Annotated in this window: 13 protein-coding genes; 5 read left to right on the top strand and 8 right to left on the bottom strand. The window is 70.6% G+C overall.

Features of this window, described 5'->3' with window-relative positions; all coding sequences use genetic code 11:
- Positions 1–56: 56 nt before the first annotated feature.
- Positions 57–2,186 (bottom strand): glycogen debranching protein GlgX, encoded by a 2,130-nt coding sequence (gene glgX, locus ACZ60Q_RS05805; RefSeq protein ID WP_469628926.1) that lies wholly within the window; start codon positions 2,184–2,186, stop codon positions 57–59.
- Between the two features lie 404 nt (positions 2,187–2,590).
- On the opposite strand from glgX, the gene ACZ60Q_RS05800 reads away from it, so the two are divergent.
- Positions 2,591–3,826, top strand: coding sequence for an SAV2148 family HEPN domain-containing protein (locus ACZ60Q_RS05800; RefSeq protein WP_469628923.1), 1,236 nt, complete (start codon positions 2,591–2,593; stop codon positions 3,824–3,826).
- A 77-nt stretch (positions 3,827–3,903) separates the two neighbouring features.
- The gene (locus ACZ60Q_RS05795) at positions 3,904–4,617 is read left to right on the top strand and encodes an exonuclease domain-containing protein (RefSeq protein ID WP_469628920.1); all 714 of its coding nucleotides are present in this window, start codon (positions 3,904–3,906) and stop codon (positions 4,615–4,617) included.
- A 79-nt stretch (positions 4,618–4,696) separates the two neighbouring features.
- On the opposite strand, the gene ACZ60Q_RS05790 is transcribed toward ACZ60Q_RS05795, so the two are convergent.
- From ACZ60Q_RS05790 to ACZ60Q_RS05760, 7 genes are all read right to left on the bottom strand, one after another.
- Positions 4,697–5,050: a DUF4333 domain-containing protein gene (locus ACZ60Q_RS05790; protein WP_469628917.1), complete on the bottom strand. Its 354-nt coding sequence runs from the start codon at positions 5,048–5,050 to the stop codon at positions 4,697–4,699.
- Positions 5,051–5,454: 404 nt separating this feature from the next.
- Entirely contained in the window at positions 5,455–6,015 is a 561-nt protein-coding gene (locus tag ACZ60Q_RS05785) for a hypothetical protein (RefSeq protein WP_469628914.1), read from the bottom strand.
- A 330-nt stretch (positions 6,016–6,345) separates the two neighbouring features.
- A complete protein-coding gene (locus tag ACZ60Q_RS05780; RefSeq protein WP_469628911.1) occupies positions 6,346–6,552 on the bottom strand; it encodes a DUF1214 domain-containing protein in 207 nt (68 codons plus the stop codon).
- A gap of 50 nt (positions 6,553–6,602) precedes the next feature.
- Positions 6,603–8,030, bottom strand: a complete 1,428-nt coding sequence (locus ACZ60Q_RS05775) for a GntP family permease (RefSeq protein WP_469628910.1) — start codon at positions 8,028–8,030, stop codon at positions 6,603–6,605.
- A gap of 175 nt (positions 8,031–8,205) precedes the next feature.
- On the bottom strand, positions 8,206–9,333 hold the full coding sequence (locus ACZ60Q_RS05770) for a glycerate kinase (protein WP_469628907.1): 1,128 nt from the start codon (positions 9,331–9,333) through the stop codon (positions 8,206–8,208).
- 177 nt (positions 9,334–9,510) lie between these two features.
- Entirely contained in the window at positions 9,511–10,608 is a 1,098-nt protein-coding gene (locus tag ACZ60Q_RS05765) for a CdaR family transcriptional regulator (protein ID WP_469628904.1), read from the bottom strand.
- Between the two features lie 49 nt (positions 10,609–10,657).
- Positions 10,658–11,524: a phosphotransferase enzyme family protein gene (locus ACZ60Q_RS05760; RefSeq protein ID WP_469628902.1), complete on the bottom strand. Its 867-nt coding sequence runs from the start codon at positions 11,522–11,524 to the stop codon at positions 10,658–10,660.
- A gap of 142 nt (positions 11,525–11,666) precedes the next feature.
- Here ACZ60Q_RS05760 and ACZ60Q_RS05755 point away from each other — a divergent pair, with 142 nt between their 5' ends.
- The 3 genes from ACZ60Q_RS05755 to ACZ60Q_RS05745 all read left to right on the top strand — a co-directional run bounded on the left by ACZ60Q_RS05755 (position 11,667) and on the right by ACZ60Q_RS05745 (position 14,985).
- Positions 11,667–12,716 (top strand): carbohydrate ABC transporter permease, encoded by a 1,050-nt coding sequence (locus tag ACZ60Q_RS05755; protein WP_469628899.1) that lies wholly within the window; start codon positions 11,667–11,669, stop codon positions 12,714–12,716.
- Positions 12,717–12,802: 86 nt separating this feature from the next.
- Positions 12,803–13,672 carry a carbohydrate ABC transporter permease gene (locus tag ACZ60Q_RS05750; protein ID WP_469628896.1) on the top strand — a complete coding sequence of 290 codons (870 nt, stop codon included), beginning with the start codon at positions 12,803–12,805 and terminating at the stop codon, positions 13,670–13,672.
- On the top strand, positions 13,672–14,985 hold the full coding sequence (locus ACZ60Q_RS05745) for an ABC transporter substrate-binding protein (RefSeq protein ID WP_469628893.1): 1,314 nt from the start codon (positions 13,672–13,674) through the stop codon (positions 14,983–14,985). The genes ACZ60Q_RS05750 and ACZ60Q_RS05745 overlap by 1 nt, the downstream gene beginning before the upstream one ends.
- Positions 14,986–14,993: the final 8 nt, after the last annotated feature.

The following is a 14,993-nucleotide window of genomic DNA, read 5'->3' as shown; positions in this document are numbered from 1 at the left end:
GGTCCGTGTCACCCCGGGCGTAACACTCACTCCTCGTGCTTCTCCCCGCCCACCTCTCAGGCGGGCCGCTTCAGCACGGTCAGGCTGCGCCCGATCAGCGTGACCCGTTCGCCCTCGGCGACCTTGGGTCCCGTCCCCGGCTCCACCCCGCCAGGACGCGCGGTGTCGACGATGACCAGCCACTGCTCCCCGTGGTCGACCGGGACGGCGAACTCCAGTGTCTCGGCGCCCGCGTTGAACATCAGGAGGAACGAGTCGTCGGAGATCCGCTCGCCGCGCGGCCCCGGCTCCGAGATCGCGTGCCCGTTCAGGAACACGGTCATCGCCTTGGCGTGGGCCGCCTGCCAGTCCTGCTGCGTCATCTCCTCGCCCTTCGGGGTGAACCAGGCGATGTCGGAGAGCTCGTCGTGCGTGCCCTCCACCGGCCGTCCGTGGAAGAAGCGGCGGCGCCGGAACACGGGGTGGTCGCGGCGCAGCCACACCATGGCCCGGGTGAACTCCAGCAGCGTCGAGGCGGGGGCGTCTGCCTCCTCGTCAGGATCGGGCCAGTGCACCCAGGCCAGTTCGTTGTCCTGGCAGTAGGCGTTGTTGTTGCCGTTCTGCGTACGGGCGAACTCGTCACCGTGGCTCAGCATCGGCACGCCCTGCGAGAGCATCAGCGTGGCGATGAAGTTCCGCATCTGGCGGGCCCGCACCTCCAGGACCTCCGGGTCCTCGGTGTCGCCCTCCGCGCCGCAGTTCCAGGACCGGTTGTGGCTCTCGCCGTCCCGGTTGTCCTCCCCGTTGGCGTCGTTGCGCTTGTCGTTGTAGGAGACGAGGTCGTGCAGGGTGAAGCCGTCGTGGCAGGTGGTGAAGTTGATCGAGGCGAGCGGCCGGCGGCCGTCGTCCTGGTAGAGGTCGGAGGAGCCGGTGAGCCGCCCGGCGAACTCCGCCAGCGTGCGCGGCTCGCCCCGCCACAGATCGCGGACCGTGTCGCGGTACTTTCCGTTCCACTCGGTCCACAGCGGCGGGAAGTTGCCCACCTGGTAGCCGCCCTCGCCGACGTCCCACGGCTCGGCGATCAGCTTCACCTGGCTGACGACCGGGTCCTGCTGCACCAGGTCGAAGAACGAGGAGAGCCGGTCCACCTCGTGGAACTGCCGGGCGAGTGTCGCCGCGAGGTCGAAGCGGAAGCCGTCCACATGCATCTCGGTCACCCAGTACCGCAGCGAGTCCATGATCATCTGGAGGACGTGCGGGGACCGCATGAGCAGGGAGTTCCCGGTGCCCGTGGTGTCCATGTAGTAGCGCTGGTCGTCGGTCAGGCGGTAGTAGGAGGCGTTGTCGAGTCCGCGGAAGGAGAGCGTGGGCCCGAGGTGGTTGCCCTCGGCCGTGTGGTTGTAGACGACGTCGAGGATGACCTCGATCCCCGCCTGGTGGAGCGCCTTCACGGCCTGTTTGAACTCCAGCACCTGTTCGCCGCGGTCGCCCCACGAGGCGTAGGTGTTGTGGGGGGCGAAGAAGCCGATGGTGTTGTAGCCCCAGTAGTTGGCGAGCCCCATGTCCGCAAGCCGATGGTCCTGCACGAACTGGTGAACGGGCATCAGCTCAAGTGCGGTGATGCCCAGTTCGGTCAGGTGGGCGATCACCTCCGGATGCGCGAGGCCCGCGTACGTGCCGCGCAGCTCGGGCGGGAGGCCTGGGTGCAGCATCGTCAGGCCCTTCACATGGGCCTCGTAGATCACCGTGCGGTGGTAGTCCGTCCGGGGGCGGCGGTCGTCGCCCCAGTCGAAGTACGGGTTGACCACCACCGAGCTCACGGTGTGCGGGGCCGAGTCCAGGTCGTTGCGGGCGTCCGGCCTGCCGAACGGATAGCCGTACACCTCCTCGCCCCACTGGATCCTTCCGGCCACCGCACGGGCGTACGGGTCCAGCAGGAGCTTCGCGGAGTTGCACCGCTGCCCGCGCTGGGGTTCGTAGGGGCCGTGCACCCGGAAGCCGTACTGTTGACCCGGCATCACCCCGGGCAGATAGGCGTGGCGTACGAAGGCATCGGTCTCGCGGAGTTCCACCGCCGTCTCCGAGCCGTCCTCGTGCAACAGGCACAGTTCGATCCGGTGTGCGGCCTCGGAGAAGACCGCGAAGTTCGTGCCGGCGCCGTCGTACGTGGCGCCGAGGGGGTAAGCGTGTCCCGGCCAGACCTGCATGATGAAGACTCTTCCACTTCTGATCCGGGTGCGGTGGCATTCCTCGGCCCGATGGTCCTCGAATACCTCCCGAATACTCCCCGAAGACGAGGCGCTCACCTAGGACGTCGCGCGGTGCGGCCGGGTCCCGTCGTCCGGTCCGGGCCGCAGCGGTCAACTTCGGACACTCCCGTGCCGCCCCGGACGTGCTTCCGGCCCCCGTCACCCGGTGTGCGTCCGGTTCCCGCCCGCCACAGAGGGCCTAATCACTATGAATCCGCTCACTCCGCCCGATCCCGCCGAAAGGAACAAGCCTCGGACGCGGGGGAGTTGAGAAAGTCGCCTGCGCATCGGGCTGCGTCGGATCATGCTCCCGGAGTACCCTTCCTTGATCGTTGGGTGGGGGAGTGGAAGGCGGTACGCGGGTGAGCTCGGGAGGGTTCGAGCTACCCCCAGGTGACGCAGGTCACGAGGGGGAATCGACCGATGCTCCGCCCGGGGCGGTGTCCCTCGCGCAGCCCATGGAGATCGGCGCCGAGCTGGGCTGGGGCTCGGAGGCCTGGAACGAGGTGCGCACCCGGGCCCAGCGGGCCGGACGCGCCTATATCTGGCTGAATCTGGTCGAACAACGCCTGCGGGCTGTCGTCGCCGCGGTACTCCGCCCGATCTACGAGCCGGTGCACGGCGAGGAGTGGGTGGTGGCCGCGGCCGGACCGGCCGGGCAGGAATGGGTCCAGCGCGCCGTCGCCGTACGCGAGGTCTCGCGCCGCAAGGGCTATCTGCTGGACCCGGCCGACGACAACGTCCTCAGCTTCCTCACGCTGCCGCAGCTGCGTGAGCTGATGGTCCAGCACTGGCCCTGTTTCGAGCCGTACTTCGACGACCGGCGCGACGTCGAGCTGGCCCTGGACGAACTGGAGGTCGCGCGCAACGTCGTCTCCCGCAACCGCGCGCTGAACGAAGCGGTCCTCGCCCAGGCGGAACGCGCCTCCGCCCGGCTCCTGGACATCCTCGGCAGTGGGGCGGGGGCGCCCTCCGCGGACCGGCTGCCGGTGGACGCGGTGGAGGAGCTGGTCGGCGACCGCTACGCGGACGTGGTCTCCGTCCACCCCGACCGGGTGCGGCTCCAGCGCCAGCTGCCGGCCGAGGACCTGTTCGGCGGGGCGCGGCGGCTCGACGCCATCGGCATAGGCCTCAACCTGCTGGTCCAGAACTTCTCCGGCCGCCGGCTCGTCCGGCTCGCCGAATCGGGCTGCCGGGTCCGGCTGCTGTTCATCAACCCGGCCAGCAGCGCGGTCAAGCGGCGGGAGCGGGAACTCGGCCTCAAGAAGGGCGAGCTGAGCCGTTCGGTGGAGATGAACATCCTGCATATGCGCCGGGTGCGCTCCAAGCTCCGCGACCCGGGCGCGTTCGAGATCCAGGTCTTCGACGAGACCCCGCGCTTCACCGCCTACCTGGTGGACGGCGACGGCCCGGACGCGGTGGGCGTCGTCCAGCCCTATCTGCGCCGGGCCCGGGGCATGGAGGCGCCGGTGCTGGTGCTGCGTGGCGGGGGCCGGCGCACGGTGGTGCGGGCGGGCCAGGACAGCGAGCACGGCCTCTTCGAGACCTACCGCGAGGAGTTCGAATCGGTCTGGACGGACTCCAGGCCGGTCTCCTGACGCGCCGCCTCCGTTGTCAGTGGTCCGTGCGAAGGTGTTCATCACTTGGAGGTAAGCACCACAGACGGAGGTACGGGATGAGCTGGATCAGCGGGTCGTTGATGGCGTTCGACCTGGAGACGACGGGGACGGATATCGAGTCCGACCGCATCGTGGCGGCGGCGGTCGTCCGGCTGGAGGCGGACGGACTCGTGTCCGAGGAGCGGAGCTGGCTGCTGAATCCCGGTGTGGCCATACCCGAGCAGGCATCGGCGATCCACGGTATCTCGACGGAACGTGCCCGCGAGCACGGGCTTCCGGCCGCCTCCGCGATCGAGGAGATCACCCGCGCGGTCGCCGAGGGGCTGCGCTCGGGGATGCCGCTGGTGGTGATGAACGCACGCTACGACCTGTCCCTGCTGGACCGTGAGTGCCGGCGTCACGGGGTCGAGTCGGTCAGTGAGCGGCTGGGCAACGCGCCTTCGCCCGTCGTCGATCCGTTGGTGATCGACAAGCATGTCGACAAGTACCGGAAGGGGAAGCGTGCCCTCCACGCCCTGTGCGCCCACTACGGGGTTTCGCTCGACGACGCGCATGACGCGAGGGCGGACGCCGTGGCCGCCGCGCGCGTGGTGCGACGCATGGGGGAGAAGCACCAGCCCGTCGGAGTGATGTCCCTGGAGGACCTGCACGGCCTACAGGTGCACGCGGCAGCCGAGCAGTCGCTGTCCTTGCAGGCGTATCTGCGGCGCACCAGCGATCCGGCGGCGATCGTCGAGACGGCCTGGCCGCTCATCCCCCGGATGCGCTGACCGGATCGGTCAGCGCATCCGGGAGAGAGCCTGGGTGTCGGAGAGGCGATCCGACACCGTGACCGAGGAGGCCCGGATGTCAGTTCGGGGCCGGGGAAGCCGTGTTGTCGGCCTTGATGTCGAAGTTGATCTGCTTTCCCTTGACCGAGGTGACCTTGACCGACACGCCCAGCGTGCTGCCGTCCTTCGCCGTGAGTGTGCAGCGGGTGGTGGTGCCGACCTTCCCGGCAAGGTCCTCGGGACAGGTGATGTCCGGCTTCGGCTGGTTCATGGTGGCCGCGAGCTTCTCGGAGACTGTCGTGGCGAGCTCGTCCGAAGACAGCTTCGGCTCCGAGTCCCCGACGCTGACCGACCCCGAGCAGCCGGCGAGCAGCGCGCCGGCTGCCACGGCCGAGAGGCTCCACGTCACTGCGGTCAAGCGGGCTATGGGCATCGAGGCTCCATTTCGAATGATGCGAGACGGTCGGCGGAAGCATACGCGGCACCGTGCCGCCGGTATGTCGCCGGAGAGTACCGACGGGCCACTCAGAGGCCGTCTTTCCAGAGAAGGTCGACCAGGCCGCCAACCGCAGGAAGAAGGGCAGCGAGGACGGTCGGCCCGTCAACCACGACGCCGAGCTCCACAGGGATCGCCATGCTCTCCCTCAACCCGCCACAGTCTGGAATCGATCCGAATTCCCCGCTTTCTCTGGCCCCGGCACCGATGCCGGGCGATGGCCCAGAAGGGGCACCTGGTCCGGCTGGACGAGGACTTCACCCAACGTTGGATGGCCCGGCATATGCCTCGGACCTCAGGGGTGAGGTCCGGGCTGGTGACCGGACCTCATACAGGTGCCGTCAGCAGCCCGCGACGTCGATGGTCGCGGTCTGGTGGCTTTCGGCGGTCTCCAGGTAGTTCCTGCCCCAGAAGGTGGTGAACTCGATGGCGTGCTTGGCCTTGGGCAGGTCGAGCTTCCAGCTTCCCTTCTCACAGGTGACTGATTCGCTCGCGCTGATGGTGAACTCGGTGTTGCGGTTCTTCGGCAGGGTGCCGGTGTACTGCTGACCGCTGGGAGCGGTGAGGGTGTAGTCCAGGTCGTAGGCGGTGCAGTAGGCCGCTACGAACGCACCGTTGCCGTCGGGGTCGAACCGGCAGCGGCTGTACTGCTGGGCCCAGACCTTGCCGCCCTCGACCCAGAGGCAGGCCGCGGACACCGCTTCGGCGTACGTCTTGGGGTACCTCCAGATCTCACCCGAGCACTTCTTGACCGCCTCCGCGGCGGCGGCGCGGACCGCCGGTGTGCCCGCACCGGCGGCGGCCGAGGCGGACGCGGGAAGGACGGCGAACGCGGCGGCTACCGCCGCGGCACCGGCGACGACGGCCCGCAGCGGCCGGACGGAGAGAGAGGAAAGGGGCATGGGGGCGCTCCATAGACAAGAGGGAAGGAACCTGCGGCGGGACAACAACCACACCGGACGCGGCGACTTCGCCGAGCACCTCACATGATCCTCGTCTCAGCCCGTCGGTCCAGTACATCTGCGGCGTTTTCACCCGCCCCGGGGCACCGTGGAGCGCTTGTACGAGAATCCCTCTGTAACACGGGATGAAAACCATCAATGGGTCGGAGCGGCGTCAACTGCTCGCGGTGTCCAGCACGGCGGTCCACGGGGTGAAGGTGATGAGAGGGAATACGCCGTGACGGGCCGGCACCGCACCGGAGAGAAGGTCGGCTGTGGACAGGCCGGGGTTCACCTGGTGGTTGCGGTGACCGGGGTAAGGGCGGGGAGCTGCCGGCTGTCACCTTCAGGAGGGGCGATCCTGTCCATCTGCGGTGTGTACAGGCGCAGGGTGACGGAGAACTCGTCGGTGGTCGCGATAGGGAGCCAGTTGCCCGCAGGGATGTCGGCACCGGTGTTCTCGTTGTGAATGTGCAGGGTGAAGGAGCGCGGGGCCACCGGGCCGCTGGTGAGCGGGTGGCCTCCGCGCGTCGGTGTACCGCCTCCGGCTAGAGCAGCACGGCGCCGAGGACGAGTACGGCGGCCAGCGCACTGAGGCCCTGGACCAACGTGGCCGCCGTGTGCGCCCGGTACGCGGTCTTGACGTCCATTCCGGAGAACTGGGTGACGACCCAGAAGTACGAGTCGTTGACATGGCTCACCACCATGGCACCGGCGCCGATCGCCAGCACCGCCATCACCTGACCGATGGGAACGGCACCGAGTGTTCCGTCCAGGCCCAGCGTGGGCAGCAGCGGCTGGGCGAGGGTGGAGGTGATGATGAGCGCGGCGGTACTGCTGCCCTGGGCGGTCTTGAGCAGCGCCGCGATGCCGAACAGCACCAGGAGGGCGGTCACTCCCTTCAGCGCCGAGCCGTCCCCGATGAGGGTGCCGATGTAGTCGGCCAGCGGAGTGCCCTTGATCACCGCGCCGAACGCGCCGCCCGCACCCGTGATGACGAGAATCGGGGCCGCGTCGACCAGCCCCTCCGCGACCCAGGTGGTGAGCGCCTTGGCGTCCCGCTTGGGCGGCAGCAGGGCGAGTGCCAGGACGACACCGATCAGCAGCGCGTTCACCGGGGAGCCCAGGTCCGTGAGCAGGGCTCCGAGGGCGCCGTCGACCAGGGTGGAGTCACCTGACGGGAAGGCCGCGACCGAGCCGGTGGCCATCAGGACGATCGGGACCAGGATCGGCGCCAGCGCCCGGCCGATTCCCGGCAGTCGCTCGAACTGCTCCTTGTACTCCTCGAAGGACTCCTCGATGTCGGGCAGCGAACTCCGCAGGTCCTGGGTGCGACGCAGGGCCCAGAGCAGCCCGGCCAGCGCGGCGACCAACGAGACGGGGATGCTGAAGAGGATGACCCACACCAGGCCGTCCGACCCGATGCCCACGTTCCCCGCGGCGGCGATGGGGCCCGGGGTGGGCGGCACGAAGGTGTGCGACGCGTACAGGCCGGTGGCCAGCGCCGTGCCCAGGACGACCGGGTTCTTGCCGGTCTTGCGTGCGATCGACCGCTGGAGCGGGGACAGGACCACGTAGCCGGAGTCGCAGAACACCGGAATGGAGACGACCCAGCCCATGACCGACATGGCGAGCGCCGGGTGCCGTTTGCCGACGACCTTGAGCACGGCCTCGGCGAGAGTGACCGCGGCGCCCGTGCGCTCCAGGACCTTGCCGATGATCGTCCCGAAGAGAATCACCAGGCCGATGCTGGCCAGGATGGAGCCGAACCCCTCGGCGATGGTGGCTCCGAGGTCCTCGACGAAGGGCTTGTCCGCACCGGTCGCGGCGCCGATGCCCATCGCCGCGAGACCGAAGCCGTACGTGGCGATGACGATGGCCAGGAAGGGGTGAAGCCGGAACCGGCCGCACAGAACGACGATCAAGACGATGCTTATCGCGAGTGCGACGAGCAGGGATGGTCCTGCGGTGCTCATGGGGCTCCTTGCGTGCGGGGCATGCCGCCCGAGGGGAGGTCCTGGGCGAGGAGAGCCTCGCCAGGGTGTGTGCGGGCGGATGGTGCGGGGACGGGGGAAGCGCGTGATGGTCGGAAAGCGCCTGGGGCGGAGAGGCCGGGGCGGAGAGGCCGGGCCGGGGTGCGAGCGGGGACGGTCAGCCGAAGCGGAGCCGCACGGCCTGTTCGGCGGCGTCCGACAGGAGAGGTTCCGCCGCCTCGGTCATCGCGGTCAGCGTCCGCGGGCCGTCGGCGATACTGAAGGCCGCCGTCAGTCCGGCCCGGTGCAGTTCCCCGACGGGGAGCGCCACCTGGCCGGCGAGAGCGACGACGGCGGTGCCCTCCCGGCGTGCGAGCCGCGCCACGACGGAGACGACCTTGCCCGAGGCGCTCTGCCGGTCCAGCCGGCCCTCGCCGGTGATGACCAGGTCGGCCCCCTTCAGGGCCTCGGCCAGCCCGACGGTCTCCGCCACCAGGTCACAGCCCCGCACGGGTTCCGCGCCGAGCGCCGCGACCAGGCCGCCGCAGGTGCCGCCCGCCGCCCCGGCGCCGGGCAGGTCGTGCACCCGTACGCCGAACCGGTCGGCCAGCACGTCCGCGTACCGGCGCAGCGCGGCGTCGAGTTGGCGCACCTGCTCCGCGGAGGCGCCCTTCTGCGGTCCGAAGACCGCGGCCGCGCCTTCCGCTCCGAGCAGCGGATTGGTGACGTCGCAGGCGATCCGGAGCCGGGTCGAGAGGACCGCGGCGGGCACGGCGCTCGCGTCGATCCGGGCGAGACCCGCCAGTGCCGCGCCGCCCTCGGCCAGTTCGGACCCGTCGTCGGCGTGGAAGCGGAAGCCCAGCGCACGGAGCAGCCCGGAACCGCCGTCGGTGCTCGCGCTGCCGCCCACACAGACGAGTACGTCACGGGCGCCCCGGCCGATCGCGTCGGCGATCAGTTCACCCGTGCCACGGGTGTGGGCGCGCAGCGGGTCGGGAGCATCCGGCTCCACCAGCGGGAGGCCCGACGCGGCGGCGAGCTCGACGACGGCGGACCGGCCGTCCGCCGACCGTACGTAGCGGGCCGGAACCGTACGCCCGAGCGGGCCCGTCACCGACAGGGACACCTCGCGGCCACCGGCGGCCTCCAGGACACAGTCCAGGGTGCCCTCGCCCCCGTCAGCCATGGGCACCCGCACGACCTCGGCGTCCGGACGGGCCCGGCGTACGCCTTCCTCGATCGCGGCGCAGACGGCCGCCGCGGGGAGACTGCCTTTGAAGGAATCGGGAGCTATGACGACACGCACGGGGATCAGGCCCTTCGAGGGGAACCGGAACACTCGGGAAACGAATGAGCCGTGAGAGCACTGTAGGAATCGCCGCACGTGAAGGACATTGGCTCGGCAGACGAAGTTCTCCCGGTCTTCGCCGGGCGACTCTGTGCACCTGCACAAGCGCCTGTGGAAAGCCGCGTGAGGGCCGGGTCACTCCGGCTCGGAGAGCTCCTGCAGGTGCAGCGCGACCTGGAGGACCACCGCGTCCTGGAAGGCGCGCGGGTCGCGGCCGGTGAGGTGCTCCACGCGTCCGAGGCGGTAGGCCAGGGTGTTGCGGTGCACATTCAGCGCGGTCGCGGCGTCGCCCACGTTCCGGTCGTGCGAGAAGTACACCCGCAGGGTGTGGCGCAGCTCCTCGGGCAGCGCCCCCACGATGCGTGCCGCCGCGTCACGTCGTGTCCCGGGGTCGAGCCTGGCGAGGAGGACCGGCAGCTCCAGATTCGACAGGTGCACCGCACCGCGCAGCCGCCGCCGCAGTGCGAACCGGGCCTGCGCGGCCCGTTCGAGGAGCGTCGGGAAGTCGTCGGCACGGCCCGCGTCCAGGAAGCCGATGTCCCCCTCCGCCTGGCACAGCACCGAGATGCGGTGCCGCAGTCCGACCCCGGTGGACCCGCCCGCCACCACCCACAGGACACCGTTCGTGTCCGGCGCGATGATGGTGGCCGCTTCGTCCGCCTCCATCCAGCGGTATCGCTCCGAGGGGTCCTTCGGGTCGCCCAGGGGGCCGCGGCCGGGCCGTGACGTCACCCCGTCGACCACGAAAAGGTGGTAGGGAGGCTCCACCCGGCAGCCCGCGAGCTGCTGCCGCTGTCGCCAGCCGGCCTCGGTCAGACCTCCGGCCCGGAGATCCTCGATCATCTGCAGTCGCACACGGTGGCGCCAGCTCGCCTCTCCGAGGAACGCCTGCTGTATGACCATGAGCTCGGCCATCCTCGCGATGGCCTGGGCGATCTCGCCCACGATCGAGGGTTCGCCGCTCACACCGACGACGCCCACGACCTCGTCGCCCAGCCGCAGTGGCAGATTGACTCCGGCGAGCGTCCCCGTCAGGCCGTGCGCCTCCTCGCTGGTGACAGCGAACAGCTGCCCCGTCCGCAGCACACGCAGCGCGCCCTCGTGGAGGCCGCCCACCCTGGACCGGTCGCTGCTGGCGATGATGACGCCGTGATCGTCCATGACGTTCACCCGGACGCCGAGCCGATCGACGATGTCGTCCACGATGGCCTGAGCCGCGGCGCCGTCAATCACCTGGTCACCCTATCGCCGCTCCGGCCGGAACCACGGGAACCTCCAGGCCCTAGAACGGATACCACCGAACCGCCGTGTCCCCCTCGCGCAGCGAGGCGACCCGGCGGCGGAATTCGGTGAGTGCTTTCGGGTTGGCCGGGGCGTGCTGGGAGACCCAGGCGCAGCTGGCGGTCTCGCGGGCGCCGCGGAGCACCGCGCATCCCTCCCATTCCCGGACGTCCCAGCCGTACGCGGAGGTGAAGGCGTCGTAGGCCGTGGGGTCGAGGCCGTAGCGGTCGCGGGAGAGGGCGAGGACGACCAGGTCGTGTTCGCGCAGGTCGGCGGAGAACGTCTCCAGGTCGACCAGGACCGGGCCGTCGGGCCCGATGTGGACGTTGCGCGGGAGCGCGTCGCCGTGGATCGGCCCCGGCGGCAGCTGCGGGACGAGCGCGGCGGCCGCGGTCGCGAAGCCGTCGCGGCGCTCGCGGAGGTAGTCGGCGTCCGCCGGGTCGATCGCGTCTCCCGCCAGGCTCAGCCAGCGCTCCACGCCGCCCAGCAGCTCGCGGCGCGGCAGCGTGAAGCCGGCCGGGGCGGGCAGCGCGTGCACCAGGGAGAGCAGGGGGGCGAGGTCGCGCGGCTCGGCGGGGCGTACGGGGTCGGGAAGCCGGTGCCACACCGTCACCGGGTGGCCCTCGGTCAGTCGGGGCCGGCGCTCGGCCGCGCGGACGGCCGGGACGCCGGACGTGGCGAGCCAGTCGGCGAGGGCCACCTCCCGCTCCGCCCGCTCGCGCAGCTCGGGGTGGCCGGTGGCGTCCCGGCCGACCTTGATCACCAGGTCGCCGGTGGCGAAGACCGCGTTCTCGCCCAGCGCGAGCAGCTCCGCCGCGCCGGGGAAGCCGGCGGCCGTCAGCACCTCGCGCGCTCGCATTTCGTCCATGGGTGCGATTTTGCATCCCCGCAGGCCACCTTGACGAACCGATGACCCGTCAGCACGATGACGGAGGCCTCCCGGGCAGCCGGAACGGGGTGAAGTCCGTCTCAGGCGCATCAGTGAGATACGGGACAGAGGTGTCTTCTTCGTGACATCGGTGACTGTGGCGAAGCAGTCCGGACCGGACGGCCCGCACCATGGGCGTAACGGACCGGACGGACCGGACCGACCGGACGGGCAGGGCGGGCGCGACGGACCGGGCGGGCGGGGCGGGCGCGCGGGGGGATCCGGCCGTCCGGGGCGGTCGGGCCGTCCGGAACGCAAGGCGTTCGGGGACAGGGACACCTGGTTCCTGGTGCTGCCCGCGCTCATCCCGATCCTGATCCTCAGCGTCGGCCCCCTCCTCTACGGCATCGCTCTCGCCTTCACCGACGCGCAGTCCGGCCGCACCCGCTCCACCCAGTGGATCGGCACCTTGAACTTCCAGGACCTGCTGCACGACACGCTGTTCTGGGACTCGTTCCGGATCGGCCTGCTCTGGGCCGTGGGCGTCACCGTCCCGCAGTTCCTGCTGGCACTCGGTCTCGCCCTGCTGCTCAACCAGAACCTGCGGATACGCTGGCTGGCCCGGGCGCTGGCGATCATTCCCTGGGCGATGCCCGAGGTCGTCGTCGGCATCATGTGGCGGCTCGTCTACAACCCGGACGCCGGCATCCTCAACGAGACCATCCGCGACCTCGGACTCGGCGACGGCCGGGACTGGCTGACCGGCCTCGCCACCGCGCTGCCCGCCGTGATCCTCGTCGGCATCTGGGCGGGCATGCCCCAGACCACCGTGGCCCTGCTCGCCGGACTCCAGAACACCCCGCGCGAACTCCACGAGGCGGCCGCCCTGGACGGAGCGGGCGCGTGGCGCCGCTTCCGCACGGTCACCTGGCCCGCCCTGAAACCGATCGCGCTCGCGATCTCCGCGCTCAACCTGATCTGGAACTTCAACTCCTTCGCCCTGGTCTATGTCCTGACCAGCGGCGGACCCGGTGGCCGGACCCGGCTGCCGATGCTCTTCGCCTACGAGGAGGCCTTCCGCTACGGACAGTTCGGCTACGCCGCGGCGATGGGCTGTGTGATGGTCGCGGTGATCTCCGTGCTCCTCGCCCTCTACCTCGTCGGCCGGCTCAGGGGAGGCGAGGACCGATGAGGCGAGGACCGGTGGGACAAGGACCTGGGGGACGAGGGGGAAGGACAAGAGGGGCTGGGGGACGAGGGGGGAGGGGAGGAGGAGCGATGGGGCGAAGGCCGGCGGGGCGCGAATCGACGGGGCTGCGCACCAGCAGGCCCGCGCGGGCCGCTCAGTACCTGGCGCTCCTGGCGTACCTGGTCTTCCTCGCGTTCCCGTTCGTCTGGCTGATCTCGACCGCCTTCAAGCCCGCCCGCGAACTGGGCTCGCTGCACCCCACCTGGATCCCCGAGCAGCCCACCCTGGACAACTTCCGGCAGGCCTTCGACGAGCAGCCGCTGCTCCAGGCTGCGGCCAACTCCCTGATCGCCGCCGTCGGCGCGGCCGTGATCGCCGTGGTGATCGCCACCCCGATGGCCTATGTGATGGCCCGCCACCGGGGCCGCCTCGCCACCGCCGCGACCGGCTGGGTGGTGGTCAGCCAGGCATTCCCGTTCGTCCTGGTGATCATCCCGCTCTTCCTGATCCTGAAGAACCTGCATCTGATCAACACCCTGTGGGGGCTGATCACGGTCTATGTCGTCTGGTCGCTGCCCTTCGCGCTGTGGATGCTCGCCGGATACGTACGGGCCGTGCCGGCCGAGCTGGAGGAGGCCGCCGCCGTCGACGGGGCGGGCCGGGTACGGACGCTGGTCTCGGTCGTGGCCCCGCTGCTCGCCCCCGGGATCGTCGCCACCGCGCTGTTCGCGTTCATCACCGCATGGAACGAGTTCTTCTTCGCGCTCGTCCTGCTCAAGACCCCGGAGAAGCAGACCTTGCCGGTCGTCCTCACCCACTTCCTCGGCGCGGAGGGCGTGGCCGACCTCGGCCCGCTCGCCGCCGCCGCCTTCCTCGCCACGCTCCCCTCCCTCGTCCTCTTCGCCCTCATCCAGCGGCGGATCACCGGCGGGATGACGGCCGGGGCGGTGAAGAGCTGATGCGCGCCTCGGCCCGGCGGGCGGCGACCGCGGCCGTCGTGCTGGCCCTGCTGCTCACCGGGTGTTCCGGCGGCGGCGACGGGCGGGACGCGGACGGCACGATCCGGCTCAGGTTCCAGTCGCTGGCCTGGCAGAAGGAGTCCGTCGACGCCAACAGGCAACTCGTGAAGGAGTGGAACGAGGCCCACCCCGACGTTCAGGTGGACTACGTCCAGGGCAGCTGGGACAGCGTCCACGACCAGCTGCTCACCTCCTTCGAGGGCGGTGAGGCCCCCGACGTCATCCACGACGCCTCCGACGACCTCGCCGACTTCGCGTACGGGGGCTACCTCGCCGATCTGCGCCCCCTCCTCTCCGACCGGCTCAAGGCCGACATCCCCGAACAGTCCTGGCGCACCACCACGTTCGGTGGGGGTGTCCACGGGGTGCCCTTCCTCCAGGAGCCCCGGGTGCTGATCGCCAACACGAAGCTGCTGAAGGCCTCGGGCGTGCGCATCCCCACCCCGGAGCACCCCTGGAGCTGGGAGGAGTTCCGGCAGGTCACCGACGAACTGACGGTCAAGGGGCGGTACGGGGTCGCCTGGCCGCTGAAGGAGCCGGTCTCCGTCACCCTCAATCTGGGCCTGTCCGGCGGCGGACAGCTCTTCCACCGCGACGGTGACGGCAGGGCGGTCCTGCGCTTCGAGCAGGGCGACGGCGTGGTGCCCGGCACCATCCGCGACCAGGTCAACACCGACGGCAGTGCGGCCCGCAGTGCTCTGGGGATGGGCGGGTCGGACGCGCTGCCCGGGTTCTTCGGCGGTAAGTACGCGATGCTCCCGCTCGGCTTCTCCTACCGCCAGCAGATCATCCAGCAGGCCCCCGAGGGGTTCGAATGGACGGTTCTGCCGATGCCCGCGGGCGCGGGCGGCGCGGGCGGCGCGGGCGGCGCTGTCCAGGGGGTGAGCCCGCAGACGCTGTCGGTCGCCGAGGAGAGCCCGCACAAGAAGGAGGCCGTCGCGTTCATCGACTTCCTGCTGCGCCCCCCGAACATGGTGCGCCTCGCCCGGGGCGACTGGATGCTGCCCACCGGTACGGAGGCCCTGGCCGATCCATCGCTGAGCACGGCCGAGCACGGCTGGGCCGTCGGTACCGCGCTCGCGCGGGGGCTGCGTCCGGCGCCCGCCCAGTCGGTGCGCGGCTACCCCGAGTGGAAGGACAAGGTGGCGACCCCCGCGCTCCAGGAGTACTACAGCGGCGCGATCGACACCGCCGAGCTGCGGAAACGACTGGTGGACGACGGGAACCGGGTGCTGGCCCGCTACCAGCGCTGATCCCGGCC

The sequence above is a fragment of the Streptomyces sp. NPDC104313 genome (assembly GCF_055583985.1).
This window is presented reverse-complemented; position numbering and strand designations above follow the sequence as displayed.